The sequence below is a fragment of the Agrobacterium tumefaciens genome (assembly GCF_017726655.1).
Lineage (GTDB): Bacteria > Pseudomonadota > Alphaproteobacteria > Rhizobiales > Rhizobiaceae > Agrobacterium > Agrobacterium tumefaciens_B.
Window position 1 is genome coordinate 380,849 of sequence record NZ_CP072309.1, and the last position, 26,407, is coordinate 407,255.

Below are 26,407 nucleotides of genomic sequence, written 5' to 3' on the forward strand. Positions count from 1 at the left end.
GCAAAGACATATGAAGATCATCCACGTCATCGCTGCGATCGATCCCAAATACGGCGGGTTACAAGCCGTTGCCATGCGCCTTGCCGCCGCACAGGCGGGCCTCGGCCTTGATGTACATATCGTCAGCCATGGCGACGCCGCGATTGAGGCACAGGTCAAGGAAATCGGCCGCAGCATACCACATTTCGAGCATGTCCACTGGCACCTGCTGCCGCCGGCCGGGAGCATGGAGACGCTGTTCTGCTTCAGTGGCCGACGTGTACTGAAAGCCCTGCTGAAAGATGCCTCTTTCATGCATATTCACGGCGTCTGGGAGCCCTTTCTGCTCTATGCTTCCAAGCTCGCCCGCGCCGCTGGCGTACCCTACTGCATTTGCCCTGCCGGCATGCTGGATCACTGGAGCCTCGGGCAGAGATCGTGGAAGAAGAAGATTGCCTTGATGCTCTGCTATCGCAAGATGCTGAACGAGGCGGCGTTTCTGCATCTGCTGAACATCGATGAAATGGCAGCTGTTGCGCCGCTGAAATTCCACGCACGCAATCTGATCATACCGAACGGCGTTTTTGCCGAGGAGTTCGATCCTCTTCCCGCCCGGGGGCATTTCAAGCGGAAAATTGCCCTGGCGCATGGCAGGCGTTACATTCTGTTTCTGTCCCGCCTCCACGTCAAAAAGGGTATCGATATTCTTGCCTCGGCCTTTGCGGCTATCTGTGAAACCTATGTCGATGTCGATCTCGTCGTGGCAGGCCCACCGGGTGGAGCCGAGGGCCAGTTCATGCATCTGGTCAACAAGCTGAATATTCGCAACCGCGTCTTTATGGTCGGGGCCATTTACGGTGAAGCAAAGCTCCAAGCCATGGTCGATGCAGACTGCTTCTGTCTGCCAAGCCGGCAGGAGGGTTTCAGCATGGCGATCACCGAAGCGCTTGCCTGTGCCACACCTGTGGTGATCACCGACCAGTGCCACTTTCCCGAGGTGGGTTCTGCCGATGCCGGGGTCATCGTCGCGGTTGACGCAGCCGAAGTTGCCAAGGGCTTGGCAACCGTGCTCAGCAACCCCGCCAAGGCGAGAACGATGGGTGAAAACGGTCGCCGGCTTGTGCTGGAAAAATTCACCTGGCCGTCTATCGCCCAAGCGACGCTGGAGGGCTATCGGCTGAGCGCGTTGGAGGCCGCCGCGTCTTGACGGCGGGAGCCGACGGGTCTTGCCGGGTTGCCGACATAGATCGTCCACGGCTCCAGAGACTTCGCCGTGACGGAGCGTGCGCCGAGCACTGCCCCCTTCCCGACGACGACACCGGGACCGACGAAGGCTTCCGCAGCCACCCAGGCGTCCTCCTCGATCACCACAGGCCGCTTCACAAGGGGAAACGCGCTATCCTGAACATCATGCGATCCGGTGCACAGATGGGCACGTTGTGAAACCGAGGCATAGGGGCCGATGGTGATCATGTCGACGTTGTAACAGATCACGCCAGGCCCGAGAGATGCATGGCGTTCCATGACGAGATGCCCCGGCCACCACACAATCACGCTGGAATACACCATTGCCGTGGCGTCCAGGCGCGCGCCAAAACTGCGCAGGAGAAAATTGCGCCAGCGGCGCATAGGCGGCGGCGTCCAGGAGGCAAGAAGCCGCCAGACGATCATCCAGACCAGTCGTTTCAATCGGAAATGCAATGCAAAGGTCGGACCCCCGAAGCGCGGCAGGGGCGTCGTCGCATGCTGAAAACCGGGATCGTCGTATCGTGAACGCATCGCCTATCCTCCGGCCTGAGACGTCAAAGATGGTATTTCGTACCGGCGCTGCTGTACGCGCGCGGGTATGACGGCAAATGCCAGCGCCGGCGCTGCGAACATCAGCATATGCACCCAGACCATGAGAACCCAGTCGGTCTGGTGCGATATGGCGTGCATGGAAGGTATGATAGACAGGAGATAGGTGAATTGCGCGGCAAACTCGCCCGTGTTGGCGGTCACCCAGATCCGGCGCACCAGATAGGCGAGCAGGAAAAACTTGAACGCTCCCAGATACCAGAACGATCCGAAGGCGTCCGCCATCCCGGTCTCCGTCGTGCCGAGGACCGGATTGTAGTCGCGCGATTGTACCGGTACCGGCAGCATGAAGGATTGCTTGACCTCAACGCCCACGAGTTGCGCGGGCACGAAGTTGAACACCAGCCTGTTCCAGTGGAACTTGCCGTAATCGAATTGCAGCGTGTTTGCGGTATTGTCGATCCGCATGATCGCATTGCGCATCTCGTCCCCGCCATCCCGGAAGACTTTTTGAAGATTGCCGATGACATCTATTTTCTTGATGTCATCCCAGACGGGCGCGTCGTTGGCCTTGGTGATGGCGCGGTAATCGCCCATGCTGTTCATCGTGAGCGTGCCGAGAACAAGCGCAATGATGACGAAGATCCGCGGGATGGCCCATCCCTTGTAAAACCACCATGCCAGCGCGAACATCATGATGAGTTCCACGGCCTCGGCGCGCTTTCCGGTGATGACGATGCGATCCAGATAAAAGACCAGATCAAACGCAAGGACGGCCACCGCCAGCCAGGAAAATCGTCGCGCAAGGCAAAGCACGGCAATGGCGAGACCATAGCTCAACAGCCGCGAAAAGAAGATGTACATGACAGGGACACCGGTCATCTGCACTGCGATGGTCAGCTCTCCCGGCAGTCGGCTAAGCATGAAATAGAAATAGGCACCGGCGACTGAAAGAACGGCTGCGACGAGGAGCAAACGTGTCTCATCGAAATCGATCCGGAAGAATGCAAAGGGTCTTGCCTTTCTGCTCCATCCCCACCAGCACATGAAGAGGCACAGCATCATGAAGATGGCGGTTCTGGCAAACGCGCCTTCCGGCAGGAACCTTTCAGACGCAAGGCCGGGAACCTGGGGCAAGATGAAACTGAACGTGATGACGCCCGTCAGGAAAGGGAACTCGTAAATTCGTTCCCGGCGCATCATTCCCCAACAGATGAGCAGGACAACACCACCGAAGAGGCAAAAAACCAGAAGCGTGTTCATGAGGCGAGTCCCGCTTGAACCGGCGGCAAATCCCGCACGAAACTGCTCCTGAGGTCGTAAAAGACTGTTTTGGCGTATTCTTTGAAAACCTGCACACCGTCGGCGCTGAAGGCAAGCCGCCACAGCGGCACGGCACTGTGCGCAGGAAGCGAAATCCACTCGATTTGAGGCATCACAAACCGAAAGCGCTTCACCGCGCGGCGTGAATGAAACCAGCTCGTGACGAGGATCGCGCGCCTTGCTCGCATTTCAATCAGTATCGGCTCTGAGAAGGTCGCGTTTTCCCATGTGCTGAGCGAAAGACATTCTTTCGATATGGCTTCGACATTGACCCCCAACCGCACCAGCATGTCACGGATGAAGTCGCAATCCCCATAGCCTGTCACCAGAACGAGGGGCGCTAGTCCGTCATGCCAGAGTTTCGCCGCCTGAGTAGCTCGAGGAGGCCCGTCACCGCCGAGAACCACGATGACATCGGCTTGGGCGGGCGGATCCTCCACGACGAGAAGAGATCCTGCGGAAACCAGGGACAGCCCGTACAGGCCGACCGCACTGAAGATGATGATGCCGAGGCAGTACCAGTTGCGTTTAGGCAGCCAGTTTTTTTCGATGTTGCGCGACATGCGCCAATGCCAGGTCCGTTGTTTCGAAACGGGCTTTGAGGGACTTCGCGTTCCGGGCCACGGCGATTTCATGATGCCATTACTCTTCACTCGGCGTTTGTATCGCCCTTGGCTCCGTCGCGGCGGTGGCAGCGACCGGGAGACGTGCTGCCTCGCGGTAGAGATCGAAGTTGCTGCCCCTGTGAAGCCAGGTTTTTGAGAAATAACCCGTCGCGGCAAGGACGAACGCGGTATGAAGAGCAATCGGTATCAGAAGGCCAGCTGCCATCATTTCCGCCGGAACACCGGCTTTTATTCCGGCAAAACCGATTCCGCCGCAGATGAAGGAAATAACGACCAGCGTGTTCGTTGCCGCTGCCGGCGTAAAACCGTAATCCAGGAGCAGATGATGAAAGTGCCAGCGATCGGCTGACATTGGACTGCGCCCGTGCATGATACGACGGACAATCAGGCTGAGCGTATCGGTGATCGGCAGAATAACGATCCACAACAAAGCCGGAAACGAGACGGCACTGCTCTTGGTCGCCAACAGGACGATCACATAGGCAATCGTCGCACCCAGCGCAGTACTGCCCGCATCACCGAGGAAGATGCTCGCCCGTGCACGCCATGGACCGCGCATGTTGAAAACCAGAAAAGCACAGAGGCATACGCAGAGTGCCTGAAGCGGCGCGATGATGTCGCCGACACCGGCGAATATCGCCACGATCATCAGCCAGATCAGCGAGACACCTGCCGTGCCGCCAGCAAGCCCGTCGACGCCGTCGAGCATGTTCCACGAATTCACCAGCCCGGTCACGAAGAGAACGCCAATGACGAAAAACAAAGGCAGGAACAGATCCGAATGCTGCGTGAAGAGAACGCCGACGGAGAGAGAGCCAATATTGGCGCCGCCTACGAGAGCAATTGCCATTGCCAGTTGCATGACAAGGCGTCCTGCTGCGGGCAACGGCCGGCGATCATCGACGACACCCATCAGCAGGATGACGGCCAGTCCGAGCCAGAAGTTCATGCCGAGAGCGGCGCTCCACCCGCCGACGAAGGCGGAAACAGCAAAAGCGGAAAAGATCGCTATGCCACCGCAAAGCGGAACGGCGCCGGTGTGGCGTTTACGAATTAGATCGGGGCGATCCACGAGCTGATAGGCGACGGTCAGGCGCCTGAGAACGACGATGAGGGACACGCACAGGACGAAAGTAGCGATGGTGTTGAAGAATATCCCCGACATGTCTGATCCCCCCGATGAACCTCGGCGGAGCATCCGCAAGACCCGCCTCCTGCCGATCCTAAAAAACACCGGCCCTGAGGGGTATGCGGGCAAAAGGCGTGTGAAATCCATCAAAGGGAGGGGGTGTCGACATCAATGTCTACCCTCCCTACCCCCGAACCGGATCGACCATCGAAAGAGCTAGGTTTGAGACCTTGGCGACAAGAGGCCAGAAAGGGCCGACTCGGCGGCGAGTGGAGCTGTTGCGGGCGATCATTCCTGAGCTGAGAGAACGGCGATCCAGTCCTGGAAGCCAAAAGCATTGGCCGATGCCGGCACCGTTATGTTGCGAAGACCGCTGCGGCCAAGGCGAACGATCGGTTCGATATAAATTCCGTTCGACGGATCGTACCATTGAAGCACCTTCTCGCCTGCCGCCAAACTGTCGAGATCAATCGCAACGGAAGGCGTGTCGAGATAGATCACGGCGAAAGAGCCATCCCTGTCACGCGCCGCAAATGCGCCCGCATCGCCTTTCAGCAGGCTGCCCTGATCGGGCACGAGCTTCCACCATGCGAGTTGCCTGAAAAGCGTTGACAGATGCGTGATGCTTTGCGCACCACGGCTGCTTAACGAGCGTTGCCAGCTGTCCTTCGCTTCATAGAGCCCGGCGGCGGAGAAATGCCATACCGGATTGTTACCGAAGACCTGGCCGCCCGCTCCCGAAAGCAGCGCACCATAGGCAATGAGACGAACCTGCCGTTCCTTGACATTGTTCTCGCCCTCATAGGCGCTTTCGATGAGGAAAAAAGGGCGTCTCGGTCCAGGTCGGTACCGATTGAGCACCGCCTCCGCGACATCGCCGTACGTATAAACCGAATCGATATCGAGCCAGGAAGCGTCGCGCCAAAAATCATTCGTCACCGTATCGGGATTGCCATGCACGGTCTGTAATGCGGAGGGGTCAGTTTCTCTGATGCCCATGGCGACAGCCGTCACCAGAGCACGATCGGGCGGATCATAATCGCCGCCCTGGACCCAGATGATGTTCGGGTACTTCGCAAAACGTTGTCCAACATATCGTCCATATTCCCGAAGCTTTTCAGGCCCGGCCGCGACCATTTCCTGATACCATCCTTCCGGGCCACCGCGTGCGCCGCTATAGGCCGGACAGAGAAGCACCAGCATGTTGCGACGAGCGGCTGCCTTTATGACTTCTTCCGCCCTGTCGAAATAGGCCTCGTTCGGTTGCCCGAAGGCATCGCCTTCGAAGGGTCTTTCGCCGTAGAAGTTTGCTGGCGCCTTGCGGGAGAACTGGTGCTCGATCAACGAAACAAGGACGGTGTTAAACCCCTGCCTCTTTCGGGTTTCCAGATAAAATTCCGTATCGGAGATAGACGTATCGCCGATGAGCGACCACGCACTGTCCCCGACGATCAGGAATGGCAAACCCTTGCTGTCTTCGAGATAACGCTCGTCCTGCGCCCTCCTCAGCGGAAAAACGCTGTCCTGTGCGATACAGGCCGAGGACATGCATAGCCAAAGAAGGAGGAAGGCGCGCAAATGTCCAAGTCGGCCATGATAGCTGATCATCGCTTCAGAGTCGTTCACGAACGACACGCAGCCAGTTTTTCAAAGGCAACGGCAGATAGGTTCTAAGGCCGGGTCGCAACCCCGCGGGAATGGACCAGTCCTCCATTTTGAGCACTTTCGACAGGCCGGGACGATCGTTCAGCGTCATGGAAATGACGTCGTGATAGCGAGCAGCTATCCGCTCGATGCTGAAGCGGTTCAGGACCATTTCCTTTCCCGCGATCGACATCCGCTCGAGAAGGTCGCGATCGGCGTGCAAGCGCGCGATCGCATTGGCCGCTGCCGTATAATTGCCGATCGGGAACAGGAAGCCGTTTTGGCCCGGCACGACAATCGTATCGGTCACGCCGCGAATATGAGACACGACCGGGACGCAGCCGCCGGCCATTGCCTCGATCATCGTCATGCCAAGCCCCTCGAAGCGGGACGGCATGATGAGAACATCATGGCTCGCCATGATGACTGGTATGTCTGAAAGCTGCACGGATCCTGCGTAACTGACGCGACCATCATGGCGGTCCAGCCTCCGTCTGAGCTTGCCCATATCCGGCCCATCTCCGACGATCGTCAGGCGCACCGCCTCTGGCGACCCGTCCAATATTTCCCGCAACCACATCACGCCTTTCGATGCATCTTCAATACGGCCGACGAAAAGAGCCTTGAGTTCCGGCCCCCGGTTGACGCCCCGAACCGCCTGGCGACGAAACGCATCGCTGTCCACTGCATTCGGGATTGCGTAAGTGCGATCCTTCGAAAATCCGTTGCGCGCGATGAGATCGGCGCAGCACCGCTCCGATACGCCGATCGTGACATGGGCGTAGTCCCGCACCGCGCGGGCGGCTGCATATGTTCCAGGCGAGATATTATGGACGACGAGGATACGCAGGATACCCTCGGGCAGATAGCGCGCGATGTTTGTCTGCAACTGATCGCCGAGAACATTGACGATCACACCGTCGAACCCGCCTTCTTCGATGGCGGTCGCCATGCGCGATGCACATTCGCGTTCGCTGAGATTGACGGGCATGCGCAGCAGTTGCCCGAATGCCCTCTCACCCTGCAGGTCGAGTGGCAGCCCGTATGTTTCCTTGCATACGCCGAGCCATCGCACGTCCATGCCATAGTCGGCGAGGCCTTTGCGAAGATGTTTGAAGACGGAATAGGTGCCGCCGATATGGGGAAGGACAAAATAGGCAAGCTTCATGGCGCACCCTCGCTCATTCATCCACAGCCATGCCGCTACGATCAAAGGCGGATGGTTCGAGTGGCGGCTAGTGCGACATACTAAGAAGCCACGGAATGACAGTCAGTTGCATCTTAGGCTTAGCTGTTTCTTCTTTTGGGAGGTTTGCTTGGCTGAAACTATACGTTTGGCGTAAGAGGCGACCCGAAGGACGGTGTGGGGTCGTGCTGATCCAAGGGATATCAATGCCATATCGAGCGTGTCGGCGCCGGGCTGCGATGGGAAAATAAATGAGGATCACTCTCCTTGGACAATTTGGCTCGGGCAATTCGGGCAATGACGGGTCGCTGGAAGCCATGCTCCTTTATCTGCGCAGGATGAGGCCCGATGCCGATCTCCTATGCATCTGCGCAAGTCCGACCGTCGTAAGCGCGAAGTTCAACATTCGCGCGATGGGTGCGGGGGGGCCTCCTCTGACCAATGCCTGGATGAGGCAATTGGACAAACTACTCGGCAAGGTGCCTCGACGGCTCATGCTCTTGGTCAGCGCCCTCTTGAGTTTCGACAAGGCTGACCTGATGATCATTCCGGGGACCGGCATCCTCGATGATTTTCAGGAAAGGTGGTTCGGCTGGCCCTTTGTCGTATTTTGCTGGTGTCTCGTCGCCCGCCTTCGTAACACGCGCATCGCCTTCGTCAGCATCGGCGCCGGTCCAATGAAAAGCCGTCTCAGCCGCTGGTTCCTGCGCTCGGCCGCACAGATGGCCTCCTATCGATCCTATCGGGACGATTTCTCGCTCAACTACATGAAAATGATCGGTGTCGATGTGTCGCGAGACCACCGTTACCCCGATATCGCCTTTGATCTTCCCGTTCCCGTGCCCCACCGGCAAAACCAGGCCAACGGCGCTATGAACATAGGCGTCGGGGTGATGGACTATCGCGGCTGGCGCCACAATGATCCCGACTCCGTCAGGATCTACACGACCTACATCCACAAGCTCTCACGGCTCGTGAGCTGGTTGATCGGTGAAGGACACCGCATCACCCTTTTGATGGGGGACATTACTGACAGGGTCGCCTGCGCGGATCTAATGTTTCTGCTGACGGATATGCTCTCCGAGGACGAGCTGGCCCAGATCGACATCAGCTCGGCCGCAACGCTGCGCGATATCATGCAACAGATGGCGGCAATCGACCTTGCCGTCGTGTCGAGATATCATGGAGCGGTCTGCTCCCTGAAACTCGGAAATCCGACAATATCCATAGGTTATGCCCGCAAGTTCGATGATTTGATGACTGATTTCGACCAGGAGAGATTCTCCCGGCATATCGACACGTTCGAAGTCGAAGAGGTCATCGAGCTGGTGAAGGAGATACTCGCTGGAGCAGGAGCTGTGCGGCAGCGGATTGCCCGCGCCAATGATCGCTTCAAGCGCCAGCTCTCCGAGCAAGAAGCGCTCCTCGGTCGGGAATTTCTCTCAATAGACGCCGTCGCAACACCGCAGCGCGTTACGACTTAGACGCAGCGTCTCGCAACATGATGCTGTCGACGTCACAGCCGAGCTCTTCATTATCCGAAGGGAGTAGACCGCACTTTTTCGGACGGCCCTCAGCATACAGTCTTCAAACTGTTTACCCCCAGGGATCCGGCAGCCATCCCAACGGTCAGATGTCCAAGGTCCAGGTTCCACTCTAATTTGACGCGACCGTCGATTATCGGCGACGCTGTCGGAGCCCATCGATGCACAAAGTCCGCCGCGCCTTTTTCATGGCAATGCTGGAACAACACCTCGGAATCGCGATCAATTTCGCTTTGATAGCGATCGTATCGAGATTGCTCTCGCCGGCGGAAGTTGGCTTTGCCGTCATCGGTTACGGGGTGACCTCGGTGATCTTCGCCTTTCGCGAATTCGTTTCTTCCGATTTCCTCATCCAGCTCGATGTCGTTGAACGCGACGACATTAACACGTCGCTCACATTGCTACTCCTGGTCAGCGGCTTTCTCGGGATCATTCTTTATCTGTGCGGACCGTATCTGGCGAATTTTTACCACCAGCCCGGTCTCCAGCACTATCTTATCGTCGCAATTGCCGCCGTCATGGCCGAAAGCCTGGGCATGCCGGCGTTCTCGATGCTGCGTCGGCGGCTGGCCTTCGGCACCATCGCACGCGTCCGAACCATCGGCCTCGTCGTTATGGCGGTCGTAACAATCTTCACTGCCAGCAAGGGAGGGGGCTTCGTCAGTTTCGCTCTCGGCCTGCTCGTCGGCAACAGCGTTGCGAGCGCCCTTGCCGCCTATGCCGATCCGGCCCAGCGCAAAGCGCGCCTTTCACTCAAATCGTGGCGCCGCATGGCCGAATTCGGCCGCTTCAGGGGCGCCTCCACCATCGTTGACAAGCTATACGAATCCCTGCCGCAGCTCGTCCTCGGGTTTGCCATGACCCCGACAGCGGTCGCCATCTACAATCGCGCCAACACCGTCTGCTCCATTCCCGACCGCATCTTCCTCTCGGCAATCTTCTCCTTCGCGTTTCCGGCGCTCGCCGCCGAAGTTCGCGAAGGTGGAGATGTCCGCAGGTCCTATCTGCGCGCCCTCAGCTACATCACCGTGCTGTATTGGCCATCGCTGATCATGGTCGCCATTCTCGCCGATCCCATCGTGCGCCTCGCACTTGGAGACCAGTGGCTCGCCGCCGTCGCGATCACACGCATTCTCGCACTTGCGTCGATCTTCTGGTTTCCAATGGTTTTGACAACGCCGTTGCTGATCGCTCTCAACGCCAACCGGGAGGCTTTTCTCGGCAATTTCGTCTGCCGCAGCGTCTCGGCAATCGTGCTCTGTTCTGCCAGCTTTTTCGGCCTGACCGCGGTAGCGCTGAGCCAGTTCGTCACCCTGCCCTTCCAGATGCTTGTCGCCTTCTATCTGGTAAGACGCCATGCGCACTTCAAATTGCCCGAACTCTTTGCGGCCATCGGGCCGAGTGCAGCCGTGACCCTTGCCGCGATTGCGGGACCGCTCGCCATATCCGCTTCGATCAGATTCCGCTTCGATTATTCCCTCGGCCAGGCTGGCAGCGCCATCCTTCTTTCGGTGGCCGGTTGGGCGGCCTGCCTGCTTCTTCTGCGTCACCCACTCGTCAGCGAGATACGTTCGACGCTCCATGCCTTCGCCGGACGTCCACGCAGGAACAGCAGACCGCCTGCGCCAGCTTCCATTTCAGACACCGTCGTTTCCGCAGCGGCCGAACCATGAGCAGCATCGATATCGTCATTCCCAATTACAATTACGGTCGCTTCCTCGAGGGATGCGTACAAAGTGTCCTTGGCCAGAACATATCGGAAATGCGTATCCTTATTATCGACAACGCCTCCACGGACGACAGTGTTGCGATCGCCCGGTCCCTCGCTACCGCGAATCCCCTCATCGAGACGAGCCTGCACCCCATCAACCTCGGCGGTCACGCGTCTTTCAACGAAGGAATCGATTGGGCTCGGGCGGACTATTTCGCCATCGTCTGCGCTGACGATATGCTGTCGCCTGAAGCACTCGCGCGCGCAATAGAGGCGCTCGACGACAATCCCGGCGCGCATATGGCGTACGGCCGGACCGCCTTCTTCCGTGACGACGCCGAGATAACCTCAAGCATTTGCAGCGATGCCGATGGTATGCAGCTTCATTGCGGCATCGACTTCATCGCCAGAATTTGCGCGACGGGACGCAGCCCGGTGCCGGGTCCACTCGCCGTCACCAGAACGCATATTCAGCACCAAGCCGGTCATTACCGGCCAGCACTGCGCCATACCGACGATGTTGAGATGTGGATGCGGCTCGCGGTGCTGGGTGATATCGTCGAGCTGGATGCCGTGCAGAATTTCACGCGCATCCACGGTGCCAACCAATCGGCCACTCTTGACAACGTGCTCGGCTGGAACACCGAAATGGAGGCGGCGCTCGAAAGCTTCTTTGGCAATGAAGGGGCTTTCCTTGAGAATGCAGAAACGCTGCTAAAACGCGGTCGCGCGAGCCTGAGCGACCGCGCCTATTGGTGTGCCCTTTCCAATCTGCTGCGGCGCCGGCCCGGCGCGCGTGCCCTTCTCGCACAGGCTGTTCGCCTCAGACCCGCTTCAGCATTTCTGCCACCGGTAGGCTATCTTATGCGTCGACCAGACGCGTTTCATCGCATTCGCGCGGCAATCGCCCGCCGATAGCAATCGCCCGCCAGTTGGTGTTATTGAGCCTATTCTTCGGCATTCAGCACAAGGCGCAGCAGGGCCGGCAGCGAAGCGGATTTCGTTCGCCGCATGATGGAGGCGCGATGATTTTCGACAGTGCGCTGACTGAGCTTCAAATCGGCAGCAATCACCTTGTTGGCCTGTCCCTGAACAATCCGGTCGAGGATCTGCCGTTGTTTGCGGGTAAGCATCGCCAGCGTGGCGCGCGCCGTTTCGCGCCGCTCTTCGCGCTCGTTCGCATCGCGCGATCGCTCGAAGGCCAAGAGTACGCTGCGATATATGTCCTGGTAAGAAAAAGGCTTCTCGATGAAATCGGCCGCACCATAACGCATCGCATTTATTGCCATACGGACATCGCTGCGACCCGTGATAACAATCACCGGAAACCGATGGTGTCTTTCTTTCAGCAAACGCAGCAATTCCATGCCGACCATGCCGGGCAAATAGGCGTCGACAAGCAGACAACCTGATCTGTCCGGCTTATAGTCGGCAAGATATTCTTCTGCCGAAACATACGTTGCGACCACCCAGCCCTCACCTTCGAAAAGAGCGCGCAAATTGTCCCTGATGTCTTGCTGGTCGTCGATGACTTCGATGAGCCTGCCCCTCATCGGCTCCATGAATTCAGCTTCGCTTACCTGCGCTGCTCTCTCGCCGGTTTGGCGAACGACCAAAGTCTCAACCGCCTGCACCACGTCCTTGAGTTTCGCCGGCTTGTGCAGATAGGGAATTTCGTGCTGAGCAAAATCGCTCAGCGTCTTGCCTGAAATATCGCCTGTGAGAATGAGCGCCGGAACATTGCGGAAGAGTACCTGCCGGATTTCTTCAATCACAGCGATGCCATTGCCACCGGAAGGAAGATTGTAGTCTGCTAGAATAGCGTCGGGGATGAACTTCAACCCCCGAACAATAGCGATTGCTTCGGCAGCCCCAGAGGTCGCAGCGACGACGTATCCAGCTTGCTCCAATCCCATCTTGAGCAGATCGCGCATCCCGTTATCGTCTTCGATGATCAAAACCGATGCGGACGAAAGGGTGCTGGCTTGACGCGACCGGCCATTAACGGTCGTGCGCATTTGCGCAAGCGGCTCCCCTGCCGGCGCCCGCTCCATCTCGATCATGAATGCGGAACCTTTATGCAATTGCGACCGCACCGCAATCTTTAGTCCAAGAAGGTCGCCAAGCCGCTTGACGATCGACAATCCCAGTCCCAACCCACCGTCTTCCGCAACATCAGGTACATTGAGTTGCAGATATTCCTGAAAGACGTCCTCGATGCGATCTTCGGGAATGCCTATTCCGGTGTCCCACACGTCGAACCGAACCTTTGCACCGCGGCGGCGACAGCCAACCAGGATCGTGCCACTCGGCGTGTACTTCAATGCGTTGGACAGAAGATTGCGAACGACCTGCTCGAACAGACGGGGATCGGTGCGAACGGCCACACTGGACGGGACGACACGGAGTTGCAGCCCCGCCGCCTGAGCGGGATAATAGAACTCCCTGAAAAGCTTTCCTAGGAGATCGCCTATCGGAAAGCTCACCATCTTCGGTTCCGCCATCCCTGCTTCGATCTGGTTGATATCAAGAACAGTGTTGAGTATTCCCAGCATCGAAGACAGCGTTTCGCCCATCCTCTGCACGAAAATGCGTGATTGTCCTTCGCCCACGCTTCTTTCCAAAAGCCCATGCAACAGCTTCAAGTTCTGCAGCGGCTGCCGAAGATCGTGGCTTGCTGCAGACAGGAATCGCGACTTTGCCTCGGTCGCCCGTTCAGCGGATTTCTTGGCAGCCTCCCTGCTCTCGGCAATCCGTTTCTGCGCGCTTATATCGATGAAGGTGATGACCACTCCATCAATCGTTTCACCCGCGCCCTGACAGGGTTTGACGCGGCGGACATACCAGCGCCCATCGGGTCCTTCCACCTCGCTCTCGATTGGGGTGCCTTCGAGGAGCGTCGCCGTCGCATCGGCGTGAAGCGTGACGTCGCCGTCAAACCCGCGAAGGTCCGACAGGGGGCGGCCGACATCGGACGAGAGGATGTCGAAAAGGGAAAGGATAGCCGGTGTGAAGAACCGTATACGAAGACGGGAATCCAAAAAAAGCGTTGGTACATCGGTGTTATGAAGGAGATTTAGCAGATCGTTGGAAATCGCCCGCTGACGCTCCAGGGCTTCTTGCAATTGATTATTGCGGACTGTCAGATGTTCATTGAGGGATTCCAGTCTCTTCCTCGAAGTAGAGAGTTCCGCCCACGTCTCTGATCCGGACAAGGAAGCGGTCTCCACCGCGACAGTAGAATGAGCCTTGTCACCATCCTTGCTGCGTCCCGCCATAGTCGTTCTCGTTAAAACTGATGCCCATCCAATAGAGATCGACTTTTTCAAGCGTCAGGTTCGGGGCATCAACGATGCCTTGAAAGCAGTCATCGAGGCCTTGGAACGCCTCGTCCTGGCTACAGCCACCAAATCCCATCATCGGCAGGGACGCAGTGAGTCCGATGGTCAAAAAGGTGCATTCTCCCAATTCGATCAGCACGCACAGGTTGTCCCATCCCCAACCAGTGCCTGAACGAAGGATGATAGATCAATCCCTCAGCAATTATAATTCATCCATTATAGTTAGTAGCGCCACGCGAAACATGATGATGGCCTGAAAGAATTATATTTCCACAGTTCTCGCGTGTCTGATTGCCTGCGAACATCATGACAGATTGAACGTCACTTCGAGCTCTCAATCAAAAGTGAGTAATTTCCGAATCTTTTCGAGTTGCGATACTCCAATGTAGGATGCCTGGAGTAGAAATTTGGATAGTGCCGCGTCTGTTGATTTCTGGCGGGTTTTGAATTCCAAGAAAAATCGAGACCGCAATAAAGGCTCTTCCGAAGTTCTGGTTGATGAAGACGTTTCCGGGTTGAATTCCCTGCGACGTCCGTTGTGCAAAGTTCTGGAAATAAACCCTCGGTTGCGCCGCTGTCGAGCCTGACAGACCCGCAAAGTTCTTTTTAGAGCGGATAGGACTTAACATGCTGACCTCAGTTCCCAACAACGGGCGCAGCCAATTCTCATCAAATTTCCATATGGTTGCGCATTCGAAACCCGTGGAAACCACGGTCAAAAAGCTGGCGATCATCGACGACCGCGCGCTCGACCGTGAGTGTCTGGCCCAGAGCCTGATCGCCTATGGGCTTGATATGGAAGTCGAGCTGTTTTCATCACTCGATGAGTGGCGACATGCTCCGAACGGCCATCATAACGGCATCCTGGTCAACGTCGGTCGCAGCGATCTTTGCGATGAGGTATCCCTTCATGAGTTGAGGGAATTCATCGCGGATTTCCCTTACCTTCCGGTCGTCATTCTCGCGGAAAACCGTGATCTGCGCCAGGTCATGAGGGCGTTTGATGTCGGAGTGCGGGGATACATTTCCTCCGCGATAGGATTGGCAGTGTGCGTGGGCGCCATCTCGCTGGCACTGGCGGGCGGCGCTTTCGTATCGGCTGAAAATCTCAGCGATCTCAGGCAGTTGCTTGTCGTTGCGGAAGGCAAGGAACGTCAACGCACGGCCATGTTCACCCAGCGCGAGGTCGATGTTATCAACGCTTTGACGCAAGGCAAGCCGAACAAGATCATCGCCTACGAGCTCAATCTTCGCGAAAGCACCGTCAAGGTGCATATCCGCAATATCATGAAGAAAGTGGGCGCTAAAAACCGCACCGAAGTGATCTTTAAAGTTTCTGATCTTTTCAAAAATTAATGTCCGGTGTCGTGTAACTCAATGTTGTCGCTCCGTCACTGCCTGCGGGTATCGCAACCTGCACGAAGCAGACGCATCGGATGGGTTGCGACGAGAAGTTTGCCCGTCTCTTCTAAGCCTTTCGGCTAGCGTTCCCAACTAAAAGACGGCGTAACGGCCACCGAGCCAGATGCGGTAATCTCCAGTCATCGGATATCTGGACCCGGGACTGCGCCATGCACTCTTTCGTCGACAATTTCGAAAACTCGGATCGACTGCGCCAGCGCTCCCGCAACCTCATACCGGGCGGTGCACATACCTACGCCAAGGGTGACGACCAGTACCCTGTCCTGTCTCCCGGCTTCATTGAAAGGGGCTATGGCTGTCATGTCTGGGATGTCGATGGAAATGAATATATCGAATACGGCATGGGCAACCGGGCCGTCGGCCTAGGCCATGCTTATGGCGACGTCGTTGAGGCGGCGCGCGCGGAACTATACCGCGGTTGCAACTTTACGCGCCCGTCAAAGATCGAGGTGGACTGCGCTTCAACCTTTCTCGACACGATCCAGACAGCCGAAATGGTTAAATTCTGCAAGAACGGTTCTGATGCGACATCCGCCGCGATACGACTTGCACGGGCTGTTACAGGCCGCGACCTGATCGCGCGTTGCAGCGACCACCCGTTTTTCTCCACCGACGACTGGTTTATCGGAACAACGGAGATGAATGCAGGCATTCCTCAGGCGATCCAGAATCTGGTCCTTGGCTTCACTTACAATGATCTTACGAGTGCGCGCAGTCTGCTTGACCGCTTTCCAGGCCGAATAGCCGCCTTCATTCTGGAGCCGTCGCGCGGTGAACCGCCTCGGGACCGGTTTCTTCACCAACTCCAGGAGCTATGTCACGAAAACGGCGCGCTTTTCATTCTCGACGAAATGATCACGGGGTTCCGCTGGGACGCGGGGGGAGCGCAAAAGACATACGATATCGTCCCAGACCTGTCCTGTTTCGGCAAAGCGCTGGGGAATGGCTTTTCGATTTCAGCGCTTGCTGGCAAGCGTGAGTTCATGGAACGAGGCGGTATCGATCAAACCGATGCCCCCCGTGTCTTCTTGCTTTCCACGACGCATGGCGCGGAAACGCACGCGATGGCGGCGGCCATCGCAACCATGCAGGTTTACACCCGGGAACCCGTGGTCCCACATCTGGTCCGACAGGGAAACGCGTTGCGTGCCGCCATCAGCCAGATCGCAATCGCGCACGGGCTCGATTCCTACTTCGGTATTCAGGGCCACTCCGCCTGTCTCAGCTACTTCACGCTCGATCAGACTGGCAAGCCGTCTCAGGCGTTCCGCTCGCTCTTTCTGCAGGAAACCATCCGACGCGGCATTCTCGCACCGTCTCTCGTTGTAAGCTATACGCATGGGGACGAGGATATAGCCAGAACACTTGACGCCATAGACGGGGCGCTAGGGGTCTACCGAAAAGCGCTGGAATATGGCGTTGACAAATTCCTGACGGGACGCCCGTCGGATGTTGTATTTCGACGTTTCAACGGCGGATCGCAGCATCAGGCCAGCCATGGGCTGAAGATGGCCGACATGGCCGAGTTATCGGAAAGCATCCGAAAGCCTTAACCGGTCGGGGCACCTAAGCGGTTCGCATTATCGCTACAGCCGCTTTGCGCGGTGCATCGATCTCGCCTGACCAGATACGCTCGTTGTAATCGACAATGGATCTTGAGGGGAAGTTTCATGCACGTTCTCGTCACCGGGCATCGCGGATATATCGGCTCCGTCATGGTACCCATCCTGCGCAAGGCGGGCCACAAAGTTTACGGCTATGACACCGAGTTCTACCACCGCTGCGCTTATGCCCCAGGCGGACCTTTGCCGCAGGTGCCCGGCGTGTGCAAGGATATCCGCGATATTACGCCTGCGGATATGGAAGGTTTCGACGCTGTCATTCATCTTGCTGCCCTGTCAAACGACCCGCTGAGCAATCTCAATCCGGAAATCACCTATGAGATCAATTATCGCGGTAGCGTTCGGGCAGCGAGAGCCGCAAAGCAGGCAGGCGTCAAGCGTTTCATCTTCGCCTCGTCGTGCAGCAACTACGGTGCCGCTGGCGAAGGGCTGGTCAATGAATCGGCAGAGCTCAAACCTGTAACGGCTTATGGCACCTCCAAGGTCTTGGCGGAGCGGGAAATTGCCAGCCTCGCGAGCCCCGGCTTCTCGCCCGTCTATATGCGCCCGGCAACGGCATATGGCCTTTCGCCCATGCTCCGTTTCGATATCGTACTCAACAACCTGACGGCCTGGGCGGTGACGGAAGGACTGATCTTCCTGAAATCCGACGGATCGCCATGGCGTCCAATCGTTCACATCGAGGATATTTCCTTAGCCTTTCTGGCAGCGCTTGAAGCCCCAACGGATGTCATCCACAATCAGGCGTTCAACGTCGGACAGGATGCGCACAACTATCAGATCAGAGAGATCGCCGAAATCGTCGCCCTCACGGTCCCTGGATGCCGGCTGCAATATGCCAGCGACGCGAGCCCTGATACCCGCTCCTACCGTGTCGATTTCGGCAAGATCGCCCGTGCGCTTCCGGCGTTCAAACCGACGTGGACGGCCGCTGCAGGTGCCGAGCAACTCTACCGGGCCTACAAGAGCTCCGGCCTGACAATGGTCGAATTCGAGGGCCCGCACTATCAGCGGATCGGCCAACTCCAGAAGCTGATCGGCGATAAGGATATCGACAGCAACCTGCGCCGCCCCATGGCCGCGCCGCGCCAAAGCGTGGGTATCGCAGCATCGGTGTGAAGGGGAGGAGGCGATGGGCAGGATGGAGCCTGGTGCCGAACTGACAGCCGATGCAATCCGGGAAACAAGTATTGGCCAGACTATTCACGATCTCGCCTCCCGCCTCTTTCCGATCTGTCGCAGCATCACGGGCAAAGGTGTTTGCGAGACGATCGATATCCTTAAAGACTATATCGATATCGAGCAGCACGCTGTTCCGAGCGGGACGCGGGTTTTCGACTGGACGGTGCCGCCGGAGTGGGTCGTCCGGGACGCCTATGTGAAAAACGCGACGGGACGCAAGGTGATCGATTTCCAAATGTCGAACCTGCATCTCATGAACTACAGTATCCCTCAACGCCGCGTGATGCCGCTCGCCGAACTGCGAGCACATATTTATACCCTTCCGGAAAAGCCCGACCTCATTCCCTACAAAACAGCATATTACACGGATGCCTGGGGCTTTTGCATGTCGCATAATGACTTCCTCAAGCTCGAGGTAGGCGACTATGAAGTCGTCATCGACACCGAAAAGACGTCAGGCAATCTGTATTACGGCGAATATCGGCATGTCGGACAAAGCACCAAGGAAGTGCTTCTCTTCGCGCATATCTGTCATCCATCGCTCGCAAACGACAATTGTTCCGGCCTCGCACTGCTCACATGTCTTGCTGCCGGCCTAAAAGGCAGAAACACATATTACAGCTACAGGTTCGTCTTTGCGCCCGGAACCATCGGCTCCCTGTCATGGCTTGCACGGAACGAAGACGGGATATCGAACATTGCGCATGGTCTTGTGGTTTCCTGCATTGGCGACGGCGGCGGGCCGAACTACAAGCGTAGCCGCCGGGGAGACGCAGTGATCGACCGGATCGCCGCCTGCACCCGCTGCGGCGAGGATCGCAAACCTCTGGCAATCGCCGACTTCATTCCCTATGGCTATGACGAGCGTCAATTCTGTTCGCCGGGCTTCAATCTGCCGGTCGGACTGCTGCAGAGAAGCTCTTTCGGGACCTTTTCCGAATATCACACCTCGGCCGACAATCTCGACTTCATCAGGCCCGAACACCTTAACTCATCCTTTTGGATGACCATGGACATGATCGAGGCTCTCGAAGGCAATTGGACGCCGTTGAACCTACGGCCGAAAGGTGAGCCACAGCTCGGAAAATACGGGCTTTTCCCTGCGATTGGCGGCCACAAGACGAACGACGACCGCACCATGGCCTATCTCTGGATACTAAACTACGCCGATGGAGATAACTCGCTGCTCGATATCGCGGAAAGGTCCAAAATCCCCTTCGTCGATATTGCGAGTGCGGCCGGCAGGCTGCTTGAGGCGGGCCTTGTATCGAATCTGGGTTTCCTGTCGCGGTAGACCTTCATTGCCAGGCCGCCCAACCGAGGTCCTTTTCCGAGATGACAGAGGGAGGCGCAGGCCATTCAACACCGATCGCGGGTTCGTCATGGCGTATCCCCGCTGCACTTGCTTGGGCATAGGGCACCGAAATCAGATAAGACACGGCAACATCGTCGCTGAGCGACTGGAAACCATGGGCAAAACCCTCGGGAATGTAGAACTGCACGCCGTTTTCGGCCGACAGGACCGTGCCAACCCATTGCAGATAGGTGGGTGAGCCGCGACGCAGATCGACAGCAACATCCCATATCGCACCTTTGACGCAGGAAACCAGCTTAGTCTCCTGATGCGGCGGTCGCTGGAAATGCAACCCTCGAATGGTGTGTTTGAGCTTTGATATGGAAAGGCTGTGCTGACTGAAGTCCGATACCAGCGCGTTACTCTCAAATTCGCGTTTGCAGAACGTCCTCGCAAAAGAGCCTCGGCTGTCATGCACAGGCACCGTTTTGACGACCCAAAGCCCCTCGATTTTCGTCTTCTCAAACAGCATTCGGCGCTCCTGATGCGACCCCGTATTCAAGAAGAGTTTGCCGCCATTTCAGCGGGCTACGGAATACATCCACAGGTATCACCATACCCTGAAGGCCGGCGGGCAATTAAGTCACCCTTTCGGTTGCGGAAACCCGGCGCCGGAGGCACATTCCAGAGGATTACAACGTAAATCTACGGCTTATGGATGACGTTTTCGAGCCGAATGCAGTATCGTCACCCACCCTGATCCATAGTATTTTTTCCAGCTAATAAAAGAATTTCTGAAATTCGCTCGAAAACACTGCGATGGAATCAGGGGACGTCAGATGAATAATGAGGCAGTTTTTTCCGCAAGACTGAGCTCGACGCATCACGTCGGGCTTTGCCGCCTTTGTAGCGCGCCATTGGTGCATACCTTCGTCGATCTTGGAATGTCTCCGCCCTGCGAAAGCTTCGTCGCAGCTGATGCCGCCAATGACGTCGAGCCGTTTTATCCGCTCCATGCATTCGTGTGCGACGAATGCTTCCTCGTCCAGCTTCAGGAATATGTAGCGCCGGAGAGTATTTTCACGGAGTACGCGTATTTCTCTTCGTTCTCGGACAGTTGGGTCGCTCACGCGAAGCGGTACTGCGATATGGTCATCGAGCGCTTCGCGCTGGACCAATCAAGTTTCGTTGTCGAGCTTGCCAGCAACGATGGTTACCTGCTGCAACATTTCCTGACCAGCAACATCCCGATGCTCGGAATTGAACCGGCCGTGAACGTCGCGAAGGTGGCAATCGGGAAAGGCATTCCGACACTGACGGAATTTTTCAACGAGGCACTGGCAACCGATATGGCGGCCAGGGGACAAAAAGCGGATCTCATCATCGGCAACAATGTTCTTGCCCAGGTGCCTGACATCAACGATTTCGTTGCCGGCATGAAAGTCCTGCTCAAGCCTGAAGGCGTGATCACCCTCGAATTCCCCCATATCGAAAAGCTTATCGCGGAAAACCAGTTCGACACCATCTATCACGAGCACTTTTCCTACTTTTCACTGCTGACGATAGAAAAAATGGCCCGCCGTCATGGACTGAAGGTCTTCGATGTCGAAGAAATCCCAACACATGGCGGTTCGCTGCGGGTCTTTTTCTCGCACGAGGACAGCAGGTTTCACCGTGAAGCCCGCGTCGATAGGCTCCTGGAGCGGGAATTGAATGCCGGGCTCGACAGAATAGAGACCTATACGGCCTTCGCCGAAGCCGTGCGTCAGACCAAGCGAAACCTCCTGTCTTTCCTCATCCGTCTCAAGGAGATGCGCAAATCCATCTGCGCCTATGGCGCGCCGGGAAAGGGCAATACGCTGCTGAATTATTGCGGCATCGGCACCGATTTCATCGATTTTGCGGTTGATCGCAATCCCTACAAACATGGACGCCTCACGCCGGGAATGCATATCCCAATCCGGCCTGTCAGCGAAATCGAGCGCATGAAGCCGGATTACGTCCTCATTCTTCCCTGGAACCTGAAGAATGAGATCGTTGCACAAATGCACGACATCAAAGACTGGGGCGGGAAATTCATCGTTCCAATTCCAGACATATCCATCATTGATCCGAAGGAGTTGGCACAATGAAGGTCGTCTTGTTCTGCGGTGGCAGGGGTACCCGCATCAGGGAATATTCTGAAAGCGTCCCTAAACCACTGATCCCGCTCGGCTCTCAGCCGATCATGCGACACGTCATGCAATATTACGCCCGTTTCGGGCACGAAGACTTCATCCTCTGCCTCGGCTACAAGGCGCATGTCATAAAAGAATTCTTCCTGAACAGCCGGCCGGAAAGTTATGCCGATTGCGTCATATCAAGTCCCGGACGCGTGGAATTGCTCGAAGAGCTGCCGAGAGATTGGCGCGTATCGCTGATCGATACGGGCATATGGCGCAATATTGGCGAACGTCTCTGGGCCGTACGTCGTCATCTCAAAGGCGAGAAGATGTTTCTCGCCAATTACAGCGACGGCCTGACCGACGTCGATCTCGACGACATGATTGCCCAATTCGAAAAGAGCGACAAGCTCGCCTGCTTCTTGGCTGTTAGGCCGCCTCTCACCTACCATCTGGCGGAGATCGACGAGAGCGGAAGGGTGCGGGAATTTCGGTCGTCGGAAACATCCGAGATGTGGATCAACGGCGGCTACTTCCTGATGCGTCCGGAAATTTTCGACTACATGCGCGAGGGCGAAGAACTCGTGCTGGAACCGTTTTCCAGGCTGATTTCTGAAGACAAATTGATGGCCTACAAACATGAGGGCTTCTGGCGATCTATGGATACGCTGCGCGACTGGCAGACGTTGGAGGCGATGGTGGAACGCGGCGACATGCCATGGATCGGCGACGGTGCGTCAATGGCACGCAAATCGCCAAACACGAAGCAACTGCCATGAAAAACATATCCCTCGCCTCCGCCGGTGATCGCCTGTCGATTCTATGTCTTGGAGCTCACTCCGACGACATTGAGATCGGCGTCGGAGGCACGGTCCTAAGTCTGCTTTCGAAGGGTGTGTTGCTTGATGTCCATTGGTGCGTGCTCAGCGCCGGCTACGAGCGCGCCCTGGAGGCACGCAGTTCTGCGGAAGCTTTTCTGGCAAAAGCAGCATCCTATTCAATTGAACTTGCATCGTTTCAGGACAGCTACTTCCCCTCGCAGAGCCGTGAGATCAAGTCATGGCTTCTGACATTGCGCGACAAAGTCAGTCCCGACGTCATATTCACGCATAGCCGCGAGGACGCGCACCAGGATCACCGCGAGATCAACAGGATCACATCCAACATCTTCAGAAATCACCTGATCATGGAATACGAAATCCCGAAATGGGACGGCGATTTCGGCAGACGAAACGCTTACGTGCCATTGAGCGAAGACGCGATGAATATGAAGGTCGAGCTTCTCCTGGAGCACTTTGGAACACAGAGATCCAAGGACTGGTTCGATGCGGATACATTTCGCGGCCTGGCGCGGCTGCGGGGAATGGAATGCCGTGCGCCAACACGTTTTGCGGAGGCCTTTACCGTCAGGAAACTGACGCTCGCCTGAAACAGGCGAAAGCCTGCGCACGGTACGACATCAATGTTTACGAAAATCAAAAGAAACCAAGAACAATACAGGGGGCATTTTCGTCATGATCCATAACCGTATTTCCGACTACCCGCCGCAAGAGGCACCGCATCCGCAGGCCGCCGCACATGCGGCTGCCTATATCGGGATCTTTGATCGTCGCATGCTGGAGCGGGAATGCCTCGCCCATAGTCTCAACTATCAATATGCAGACAGGCGCATCCTGACCTTCTCAGATCTGGAAGAGTGGGAACAGGCACGCACGGAAATCGGCATGCCTGCGGCAGTTCTGGTGAGTGTTTTGCCCCGTCCGCCGGCAGAGACAAATCGCGAGCTTGCGGAGATCGTTGCTGCCGTGTCGCCGGCCGCCGTCGTCGTGCTCTCCGACGATCAGGACATCAATACCATTCTGGATACGATCGCTCTTGGCGTGCGCGGTTACATATCAAATTCCGTCAGTATCGAGGTTTGCGTCCAGGCGATCAGTCTTGCAATCGCGGGAGGCCGCTTCATACCGGCAAGCAGCGTCATGAACATGAAAAGCCTGTTCGGCCTGAGGGCGCACGCATCCCTGCCACCGGCGAAATTTACGAGCCGTCAATCCGCGATTGCGGAGGCCCTGCGGTGCGGAAAGGCGAACAAGGATATCGCTCTGGAGCTGAACCTTTGTGAAAGCACCATCAAGGTGCATATCCGCAATATCATGAAGAAGCTTGGAGCAACAAACCGCACGGAAGTCGCGTGCAAGATCGGCGACATGGCGTACGACCGTTAATCGGACGCCATCTGCCGACCGCTACCGAACGCTGCACTTACAGCAGGAACCGTTATGATCCAGTCGTCATCATCTCCGGGGGAGCAGGAAGGTATTTCCCGCTTCCTATCCATCCTGCGGGAGCGGCGCAGGGCCGTCTTCATCTGCTTTCTCGCCAGTTTCGCAATCGCGGCAATCGGCTATGCGCGAACCCCGATCCGTTACAAGGCCGAGGCGACCCTTGCCCTTGACGTCCGCAAGCTTCAGGCGCTTCCCACCGAATCCGTCGTCTCTCCGCTGCCTCAGGAAAGCCCGGTGCTTCGAACCGAACTTGATATCATCGGGTCGAGGTCCATGGCCGAACGGGTTCTTGTCATCCTGCAAAAAGATAGGCTGCTGGAAGGGCGTCAGCCCAACCAAGCCCGGACGGACACGGACGCGATCATGCTTGGCAACGACGCCGAGACATCGAAAATGATCGATACCCTCATGACCAACGTTCGCGTGATGAATGATGGCCGGTCTTATACGATTTACATATCCTATTATGCCAACGATCCGGCGCTTGCCGCGAAAGTCGCCAATGCTTTCGGGGCAGCCTATATCGACTATCAGATCGACCTCCAGACGACGGCAACACGGCGCGTCAGCGCGTGGCTTGGGGAGCGGCTGGTGAGTCTGCGAACAGAACTGGAAGAGTCCGAACGGCAGGCGTCGCAATTTCGCGAAAAATCCGGATTGATAGACACAGGCGGTCTTCCCCTGCAGGCACAGCGTCTTTCAAGCCTGAACGTCGAGTTGACGACGCTACAGGCCAAGCTGGCGGGGTCAAGGGCACGCCTGGCCACAGCGCTCGAACTTCAGAAAAGCGGCAATGGCCTTGGGATAACCGAAGTTCTTTCGTCGCCATCGATCCAGCAGCTAAGGGGCGAGCAGGCAAAGGTCATCAGAGCCATTGCGCAGATCGATGAAAGCGGTGCAACCATGAGCCCGGAGCGACCGCAATTATCCTCCCAGCTCAGTTCACTCAACAAGCAGATCGATTCGGAGATCGCGCAGATCATTGCTGCCTTGCGCAACGAGATCGAGGTCAGTGAAAAACAGCGGCAGGAGGTCGAGGCGAGCCTCATCGATGTGCAACGCGCGATTTCCACGACAGATATGGCAATGGTTCAATCCGGACAACTCGATCGGGAGGCAGCAGCGAACCGCTCGATCTACGAGACATATCTGGCGCGCTACAAGCAGACCATCGAACAGGACGGCATCGCAACCGCCGAGGCGCGGATCATATCGAGCGCCATGCCGTCCCGAAAACCGACCAGTCCTGACAAGCGCCTGTGGGGTTTGGTTGCACTCCTTCTCGGCTGCGGCAGCGGGTTGGCAGCAGCTTTTACCTTGAACTTCACAGACCGGTCTTTCGGCTCCGTCGCGTCGCTTCAACAAAAAACCGGACTGAACGTTATCGGGCGCATCCCACGCTTTTCCTTCGGAGAGTTCCAGAACAAGTCTGGGACATTCAGTAACGCCGCGGCGGACTTCTACAGCGCTTTCGCGGATCTTCAGACCCACCTGCAATTGGCAGAGAGCAAGGCAAAAGTGATCGCCTTCACGTCTTCGGCCGATGGGGAAGGCAAGACCTTCGTGATCGCCAACCTTGCCCGATCTCTTGCGATGAGCGGCGTGAAGCTTTTGCTGATCGATGCCAATCTGCGAAACCCCGCTCTTGGAAGCGAGTTCGACGTGGGATCGGCCTCGCATGTCGCCCATGCGGTAAGCCGTGAGGTGTCCCTCGATAGCATCGTACAACGCGATCAGGCCTCGGGGGTCGACATCATCGTCGCCGAGAAAAACGATCTGCCGCCAAATCTTGTTCTTGGAAGCAAGCGCTTCGCCAGCCTGATTGCGGAGGCGCGGCAGAGATACGAACTGATCTTAATCGAGGCCCCATCCGCGGCCCATGACCTCGACCTGTTGCGGATCGCCACTCTGTCCGACACGGTTTCCTTTGTGGTCCGGCAGGACGTCACCGATGGCACGGGAATGAAAAACGCGGTCATCAGGCTACGGGTCGCGGGCCGACCGGTCGCGGGTGTCATCCTCAACGCAATACGACGCCCGCGACAGCGCCACGCCGCGGTCTGGCCAAGGTTTTTCCGAGACTGGAATAGTCATTTCAAGCTGCGGAAACGGCCGACCAGCCTGCGGCCGCCAGCTGTCGTTCATAACGAGAGGTGAAAC

Annotated in this window: 22 protein-coding genes; 13 read left to right on the forward strand and 9 right to left on the reverse strand. The window is 57.0% G+C overall.

What is annotated here, in order from left to right; translation table 11 throughout:
- Window positions 1-10 precede the first annotated feature (10 nt).
- Window positions 11-1,186: a glycosyltransferase gene (locus AT6N2_RS15905; RefSeq protein ID WP_063950113.1), complete on the forward strand. Its 1,176-nt coding sequence runs from the start codon at window positions 11-13 to the stop codon at window positions 1,184-1,186.
- On the opposite strand, the gene AT6N2_RS15910 is transcribed toward AT6N2_RS15905, so the two are convergent.
- The 6 genes from AT6N2_RS15910 to AT6N2_RS15935 all read right to left on the reverse strand — a co-directional run bounded on the left by AT6N2_RS15910 (window position 1,150) and on the right by AT6N2_RS15935 (window position 7,666).
- On the reverse strand, window positions 1,150-1,758 hold the full coding sequence (locus AT6N2_RS15910; RefSeq protein ID WP_063950114.1) for an acetyltransferase: 609 nt from the start codon (window positions 1,756-1,758) through the stop codon (window positions 1,150-1,152). The two genes, AT6N2_RS15905 and AT6N2_RS15910, sit on opposite strands and share 37 nt — an antisense overlap.
- A gap of 3 nt (window positions 1,759-1,761) precedes the next feature.
- Window positions 1,762-3,039 (reverse strand): hypothetical protein, encoded by a 1,278-nt coding sequence (locus AT6N2_RS15915; protein WP_063950115.1) that lies wholly within the window; start codon window positions 3,037-3,039, stop codon window positions 1,762-1,764.
- Entirely contained in the window at window positions 3,036-3,662 is a 627-nt protein-coding gene (locus tag AT6N2_RS15920; protein ID WP_233282514.1) for a YdcF family protein, read from the reverse strand. Before AT6N2_RS15920 ends, AT6N2_RS15915 begins: the two co-directional genes overlap by 4 nt.
- A gap of 79 nt (window positions 3,663-3,741) precedes the next feature.
- A complete protein-coding gene (locus tag AT6N2_RS15925; protein WP_063950117.1) occupies window positions 3,742-4,890 on the reverse strand; it encodes an MraY family glycosyltransferase in 1,149 nt (382 codons plus the stop codon).
- 252 nt (window positions 4,891-5,142) lie between these two features.
- A complete protein-coding gene (locus tag AT6N2_RS15930) occupies window positions 5,143-6,402 on the reverse strand; it encodes a DUF4038 domain-containing protein (protein ID WP_233282515.1) in 1,260 nt (419 codons plus the stop codon).
- A 64-nt stretch (window positions 6,403-6,466) separates the two neighbouring features.
- Complete coding sequence (locus AT6N2_RS15935; protein ID WP_063950118.1) at window positions 6,467-7,666, reverse strand: glycosyltransferase family 4 protein; 1,200 nt, start codon at window positions 7,664-7,666, stop codon at window positions 6,467-6,469.
- A 269-nt stretch (window positions 7,667-7,935) separates the two neighbouring features.
- On the opposite strand from AT6N2_RS15935, the gene AT6N2_RS15940 reads away from it, so the two are divergent.
- From AT6N2_RS15940 to AT6N2_RS15950, 3 genes are all read left to right on the forward strand, one after another.
- Window positions 7,936-9,168: a polysaccharide pyruvyl transferase family protein gene (locus tag AT6N2_RS15940; RefSeq protein WP_063950119.1), complete on the forward strand. Its 1,233-nt coding sequence runs from the start codon at window positions 7,936-7,938 to the stop codon at window positions 9,166-9,168.
- 221 nt (window positions 9,169-9,389) lie between these two features.
- Complete coding sequence (locus tag AT6N2_RS15945) at window positions 9,390-10,901, forward strand: oligosaccharide flippase family protein (protein WP_063950120.1); 1,512 nt, start codon at window positions 9,390-9,392, stop codon at window positions 10,899-10,901.
- Window positions 10,898-11,857 carry a glycosyltransferase family A protein gene (locus AT6N2_RS15950; protein WP_063950121.1) on the forward strand — a complete coding sequence of 320 codons (960 nt, stop codon included), beginning with the start codon at window positions 10,898-10,900 and terminating at the stop codon, window positions 11,855-11,857. The genes AT6N2_RS15945 and AT6N2_RS15950 overlap by 4 nt, the downstream gene beginning before the upstream one ends.
- A 29-nt stretch (window positions 11,858-11,886) precedes the next feature.
- Here AT6N2_RS15950 and AT6N2_RS15955 read toward each other — a convergent pair whose 3' ends face one another.
- A complete protein-coding gene (locus AT6N2_RS15955) occupies window positions 11,887-14,217 on the reverse strand; it encodes a response regulator (protein WP_077224919.1) in 2,331 nt (776 codons plus the stop codon).
- A complete protein-coding gene (locus AT6N2_RS15960; RefSeq protein WP_155737544.1) occupies window positions 14,192-14,419 on the reverse strand; it encodes a hypothetical protein in 228 nt (75 codons plus the stop codon). Before AT6N2_RS15960 ends, AT6N2_RS15955 begins: the two co-directional genes overlap by 26 nt.
- A gap of 488 nt (window positions 14,420-14,907) precedes the next feature.
- Between AT6N2_RS15960 and AT6N2_RS15965 the strand changes: the two genes are divergently transcribed.
- The 4 genes from AT6N2_RS15965 to AT6N2_RS15980 all read left to right on the forward strand — a co-directional run bounded on the left by AT6N2_RS15965 (window position 14,908) and on the right by AT6N2_RS15980 (window position 19,800).
- Window positions 14,908-15,636 carry a LuxR C-terminal-related transcriptional regulator gene (locus AT6N2_RS15965; protein WP_063950123.1) on the forward strand — a complete coding sequence of 243 codons (729 nt, stop codon included), beginning with the start codon at window positions 14,908-14,910 and terminating at the stop codon, window positions 15,634-15,636.
- A 215-nt stretch (window positions 15,637-15,851) separates the two neighbouring features.
- The gene (locus AT6N2_RS15970) at window positions 15,852-17,255 is read left to right on the forward strand and encodes a glutamate-1-semialdehyde 2,1-aminomutase (RefSeq protein ID WP_209090166.1); all 1,404 of its coding nucleotides are present in this window, start codon (window positions 15,852-15,854) and stop codon (window positions 17,253-17,255) included.
- Window positions 17,256-17,372: 117 nt separating this feature from the next.
- On the forward strand, window positions 17,373-18,443 hold the full coding sequence (locus tag AT6N2_RS15975; RefSeq protein ID WP_209090168.1) for an NAD-dependent epimerase/dehydratase family protein: 1,071 nt from the start codon (window positions 17,373-17,375) through the stop codon (window positions 18,441-18,443).
- Between the two features lie 13 nt (window positions 18,444-18,456).
- Window positions 18,457-19,800 carry a DUF4910 domain-containing protein gene (locus AT6N2_RS15980; protein WP_209090169.1) on the forward strand — a complete coding sequence of 448 codons (1,344 nt, stop codon included), beginning with the start codon at window positions 18,457-18,459 and terminating at the stop codon, window positions 19,798-19,800.
- Between the two features lie 4 nt (window positions 19,801-19,804).
- Here AT6N2_RS15980 and rfbC read toward each other — a convergent pair whose 3' ends face one another.
- A complete protein-coding gene (rfbC, locus tag AT6N2_RS15985) occupies window positions 19,805-20,332 on the reverse strand; it encodes a dTDP-4-dehydrorhamnose 3,5-epimerase (protein WP_209090171.1) in 528 nt (175 codons plus the stop codon).
- 307 nt (window positions 20,333-20,639) lie between these two features.
- Between rfbC and AT6N2_RS15990 the strand changes: the two genes are divergently transcribed.
- The 5 genes from AT6N2_RS15990 (at window position 20,640) to AT6N2_RS16010 (ending at window position 26,404) form a co-directional block, all read left to right on the forward strand.
- On the forward strand, window positions 20,640-21,932 hold the full coding sequence (locus tag AT6N2_RS15990; protein ID WP_209090172.1) for a class I SAM-dependent methyltransferase: 1,293 nt from the start codon (window positions 20,640-20,642) through the stop codon (window positions 21,930-21,932).
- Window positions 21,929-22,741 (forward strand): glucose-1-phosphate cytidylyltransferase, encoded by an 813-nt coding sequence (locus tag AT6N2_RS15995; protein ID WP_063950129.1) that lies wholly within the window; start codon window positions 21,929-21,931, stop codon window positions 22,739-22,741. The genes AT6N2_RS15990 and AT6N2_RS15995 overlap by 4 nt, the downstream gene beginning before the upstream one ends.
- The gene (locus AT6N2_RS16000) at window positions 22,738-23,391 is read left to right on the forward strand and encodes a PIG-L deacetylase family protein (protein ID WP_209090173.1); all 654 of its coding nucleotides are present in this window, start codon (window positions 22,738-22,740) and stop codon (window positions 23,389-23,391) included. The genes AT6N2_RS15995 and AT6N2_RS16000 overlap by 4 nt, the downstream gene beginning before the upstream one ends.
- A gap of 85 nt (window positions 23,392-23,476) precedes the next feature.
- Entirely contained in the window at window positions 23,477-24,187 is a 711-nt protein-coding gene (locus tag AT6N2_RS16005; RefSeq protein WP_063950131.1) for a response regulator transcription factor, read from the forward strand.
- A gap of 54 nt (window positions 24,188-24,241) precedes the next feature.
- Window positions 24,242-26,404 carry a GumC family protein gene (locus tag AT6N2_RS16010; protein ID WP_209090174.1) on the forward strand — a complete coding sequence of 721 codons (2,163 nt, stop codon included), beginning with the start codon at window positions 24,242-24,244 and terminating at the stop codon, window positions 26,402-26,404.
- Window positions 26,405-26,407: the final 3 nt, after the last annotated feature.

Excerpts from the sequence above, each read along its gene's own strand:
- AT6N2_RS15955 (WP_077224919.1), bottom strand. The coding sequence starts at position 14,217 with ATGGCGGGACGCAGCAAGGATGGTGACAAGGCTCATTCTACTGTCGCG.
- AT6N2_RS15905 (WP_063950113.1), top strand. The coding sequence starts at position 11 with ATGAAGATCATCCACGTCATCGCTGCGATCGATCCCAAATACGGCGGG.
- AT6N2_RS15975 (WP_209090168.1), top strand. The coding sequence starts at position 17,373 with ATGCACGTTCTCGTCACCGGGCATCGCGGATATATCGGCTCCGTCATG.
- AT6N2_RS15935 (WP_063950118.1), bottom strand. The coding sequence starts at position 7,666 with ATGAAGCTTGCCTATTTTGTCCTTCCCCATATCGGCGGCACCTATTCC.
- AT6N2_RS15950 (WP_063950121.1), top strand. The coding sequence starts at position 10,898 with ATGAGCAGCATCGATATCGTCATTCCCAATTACAATTACGGTCGCTTC.
- AT6N2_RS15930 (WP_233282515.1), bottom strand. The coding sequence starts at position 6,402 with ATGTCCTCGGCCTGTATCGCACAGGACAGCGTTTTTCCGCTGAGGAGG.
- AT6N2_RS15990 (WP_209090172.1), top strand. The coding sequence starts at position 20,640 with ATGAATAATGAGGCAGTTTTTTCCGCAAGACTGAGCTCGACGCATCAC.
- rfbC (WP_209090171.1), bottom strand. The coding sequence starts at position 20,332 with ATGCTGTTTGAGAAGACGAAAATCGAGGGGCTTTGGGTCGTCAAAACG.
- AT6N2_RS15940 (WP_063950119.1), top strand. The coding sequence starts at position 7,936 with ATGAGGATCACTCTCCTTGGACAATTTGGCTCGGGCAATTCGGGCAAT.
- AT6N2_RS16005 (WP_063950131.1), top strand. The coding sequence starts at position 23,477 with ATGATCCATAACCGTATTTCCGACTACCCGCCGCAAGAGGCACCGCAT.
- AT6N2_RS15925 (WP_063950117.1), bottom strand. The coding sequence starts at position 4,890 with ATGTCGGGGATATTCTTCAACACCATCGCTACTTTCGTCCTGTGCGTG.
- AT6N2_RS15995 (WP_063950129.1), top strand. The coding sequence starts at position 21,929 with ATGAAGGTCGTCTTGTTCTGCGGTGGCAGGGGTACCCGCATCAGGGAA.
- AT6N2_RS15945 (WP_063950120.1), top strand. The coding sequence starts at position 9,390 with ATGCACAAAGTCCGCCGCGCCTTTTTCATGGCAATGCTGGAACAACAC.
- AT6N2_RS15910 (WP_063950114.1), bottom strand. The coding sequence starts at position 1,758 with ATGCGTTCACGATACGACGATCCCGGTTTTCAGCATGCGACGACGCCC.
- AT6N2_RS15920 (WP_233282514.1), bottom strand. The coding sequence starts at position 3,662 with ATGTCGCGCAACATCGAAAAAAACTGGCTGCCTAAACGCAACTGGTAC.
- AT6N2_RS15915 (WP_063950115.1), bottom strand. The coding sequence starts at position 3,039 with ATGAACACGCTTCTGGTTTTTTGCCTCTTCGGTGGTGTTGTCCTGCTC.
- AT6N2_RS15980 (WP_209090169.1), top strand. The coding sequence starts at position 18,457 with ATGGGCAGGATGGAGCCTGGTGCCGAACTGACAGCCGATGCAATCCGG.
- AT6N2_RS15965 (WP_063950123.1), top strand. The coding sequence starts at position 14,908 with ATGCTGACCTCAGTTCCCAACAACGGGCGCAGCCAATTCTCATCAAAT.
- AT6N2_RS16010 (WP_209090174.1), top strand. The coding sequence starts at position 24,242 with ATGATCCAGTCGTCATCATCTCCGGGGGAGCAGGAAGGTATTTCCCGC.
- AT6N2_RS16000 (WP_209090173.1), top strand. The coding sequence starts at position 22,738 with ATGAAAAACATATCCCTCGCCTCCGCCGGTGATCGCCTGTCGATTCTA.
- AT6N2_RS15970 (WP_209090166.1), top strand. The coding sequence starts at position 15,852 with ATGCACTCTTTCGTCGACAATTTCGAAAACTCGGATCGACTGCGCCAG.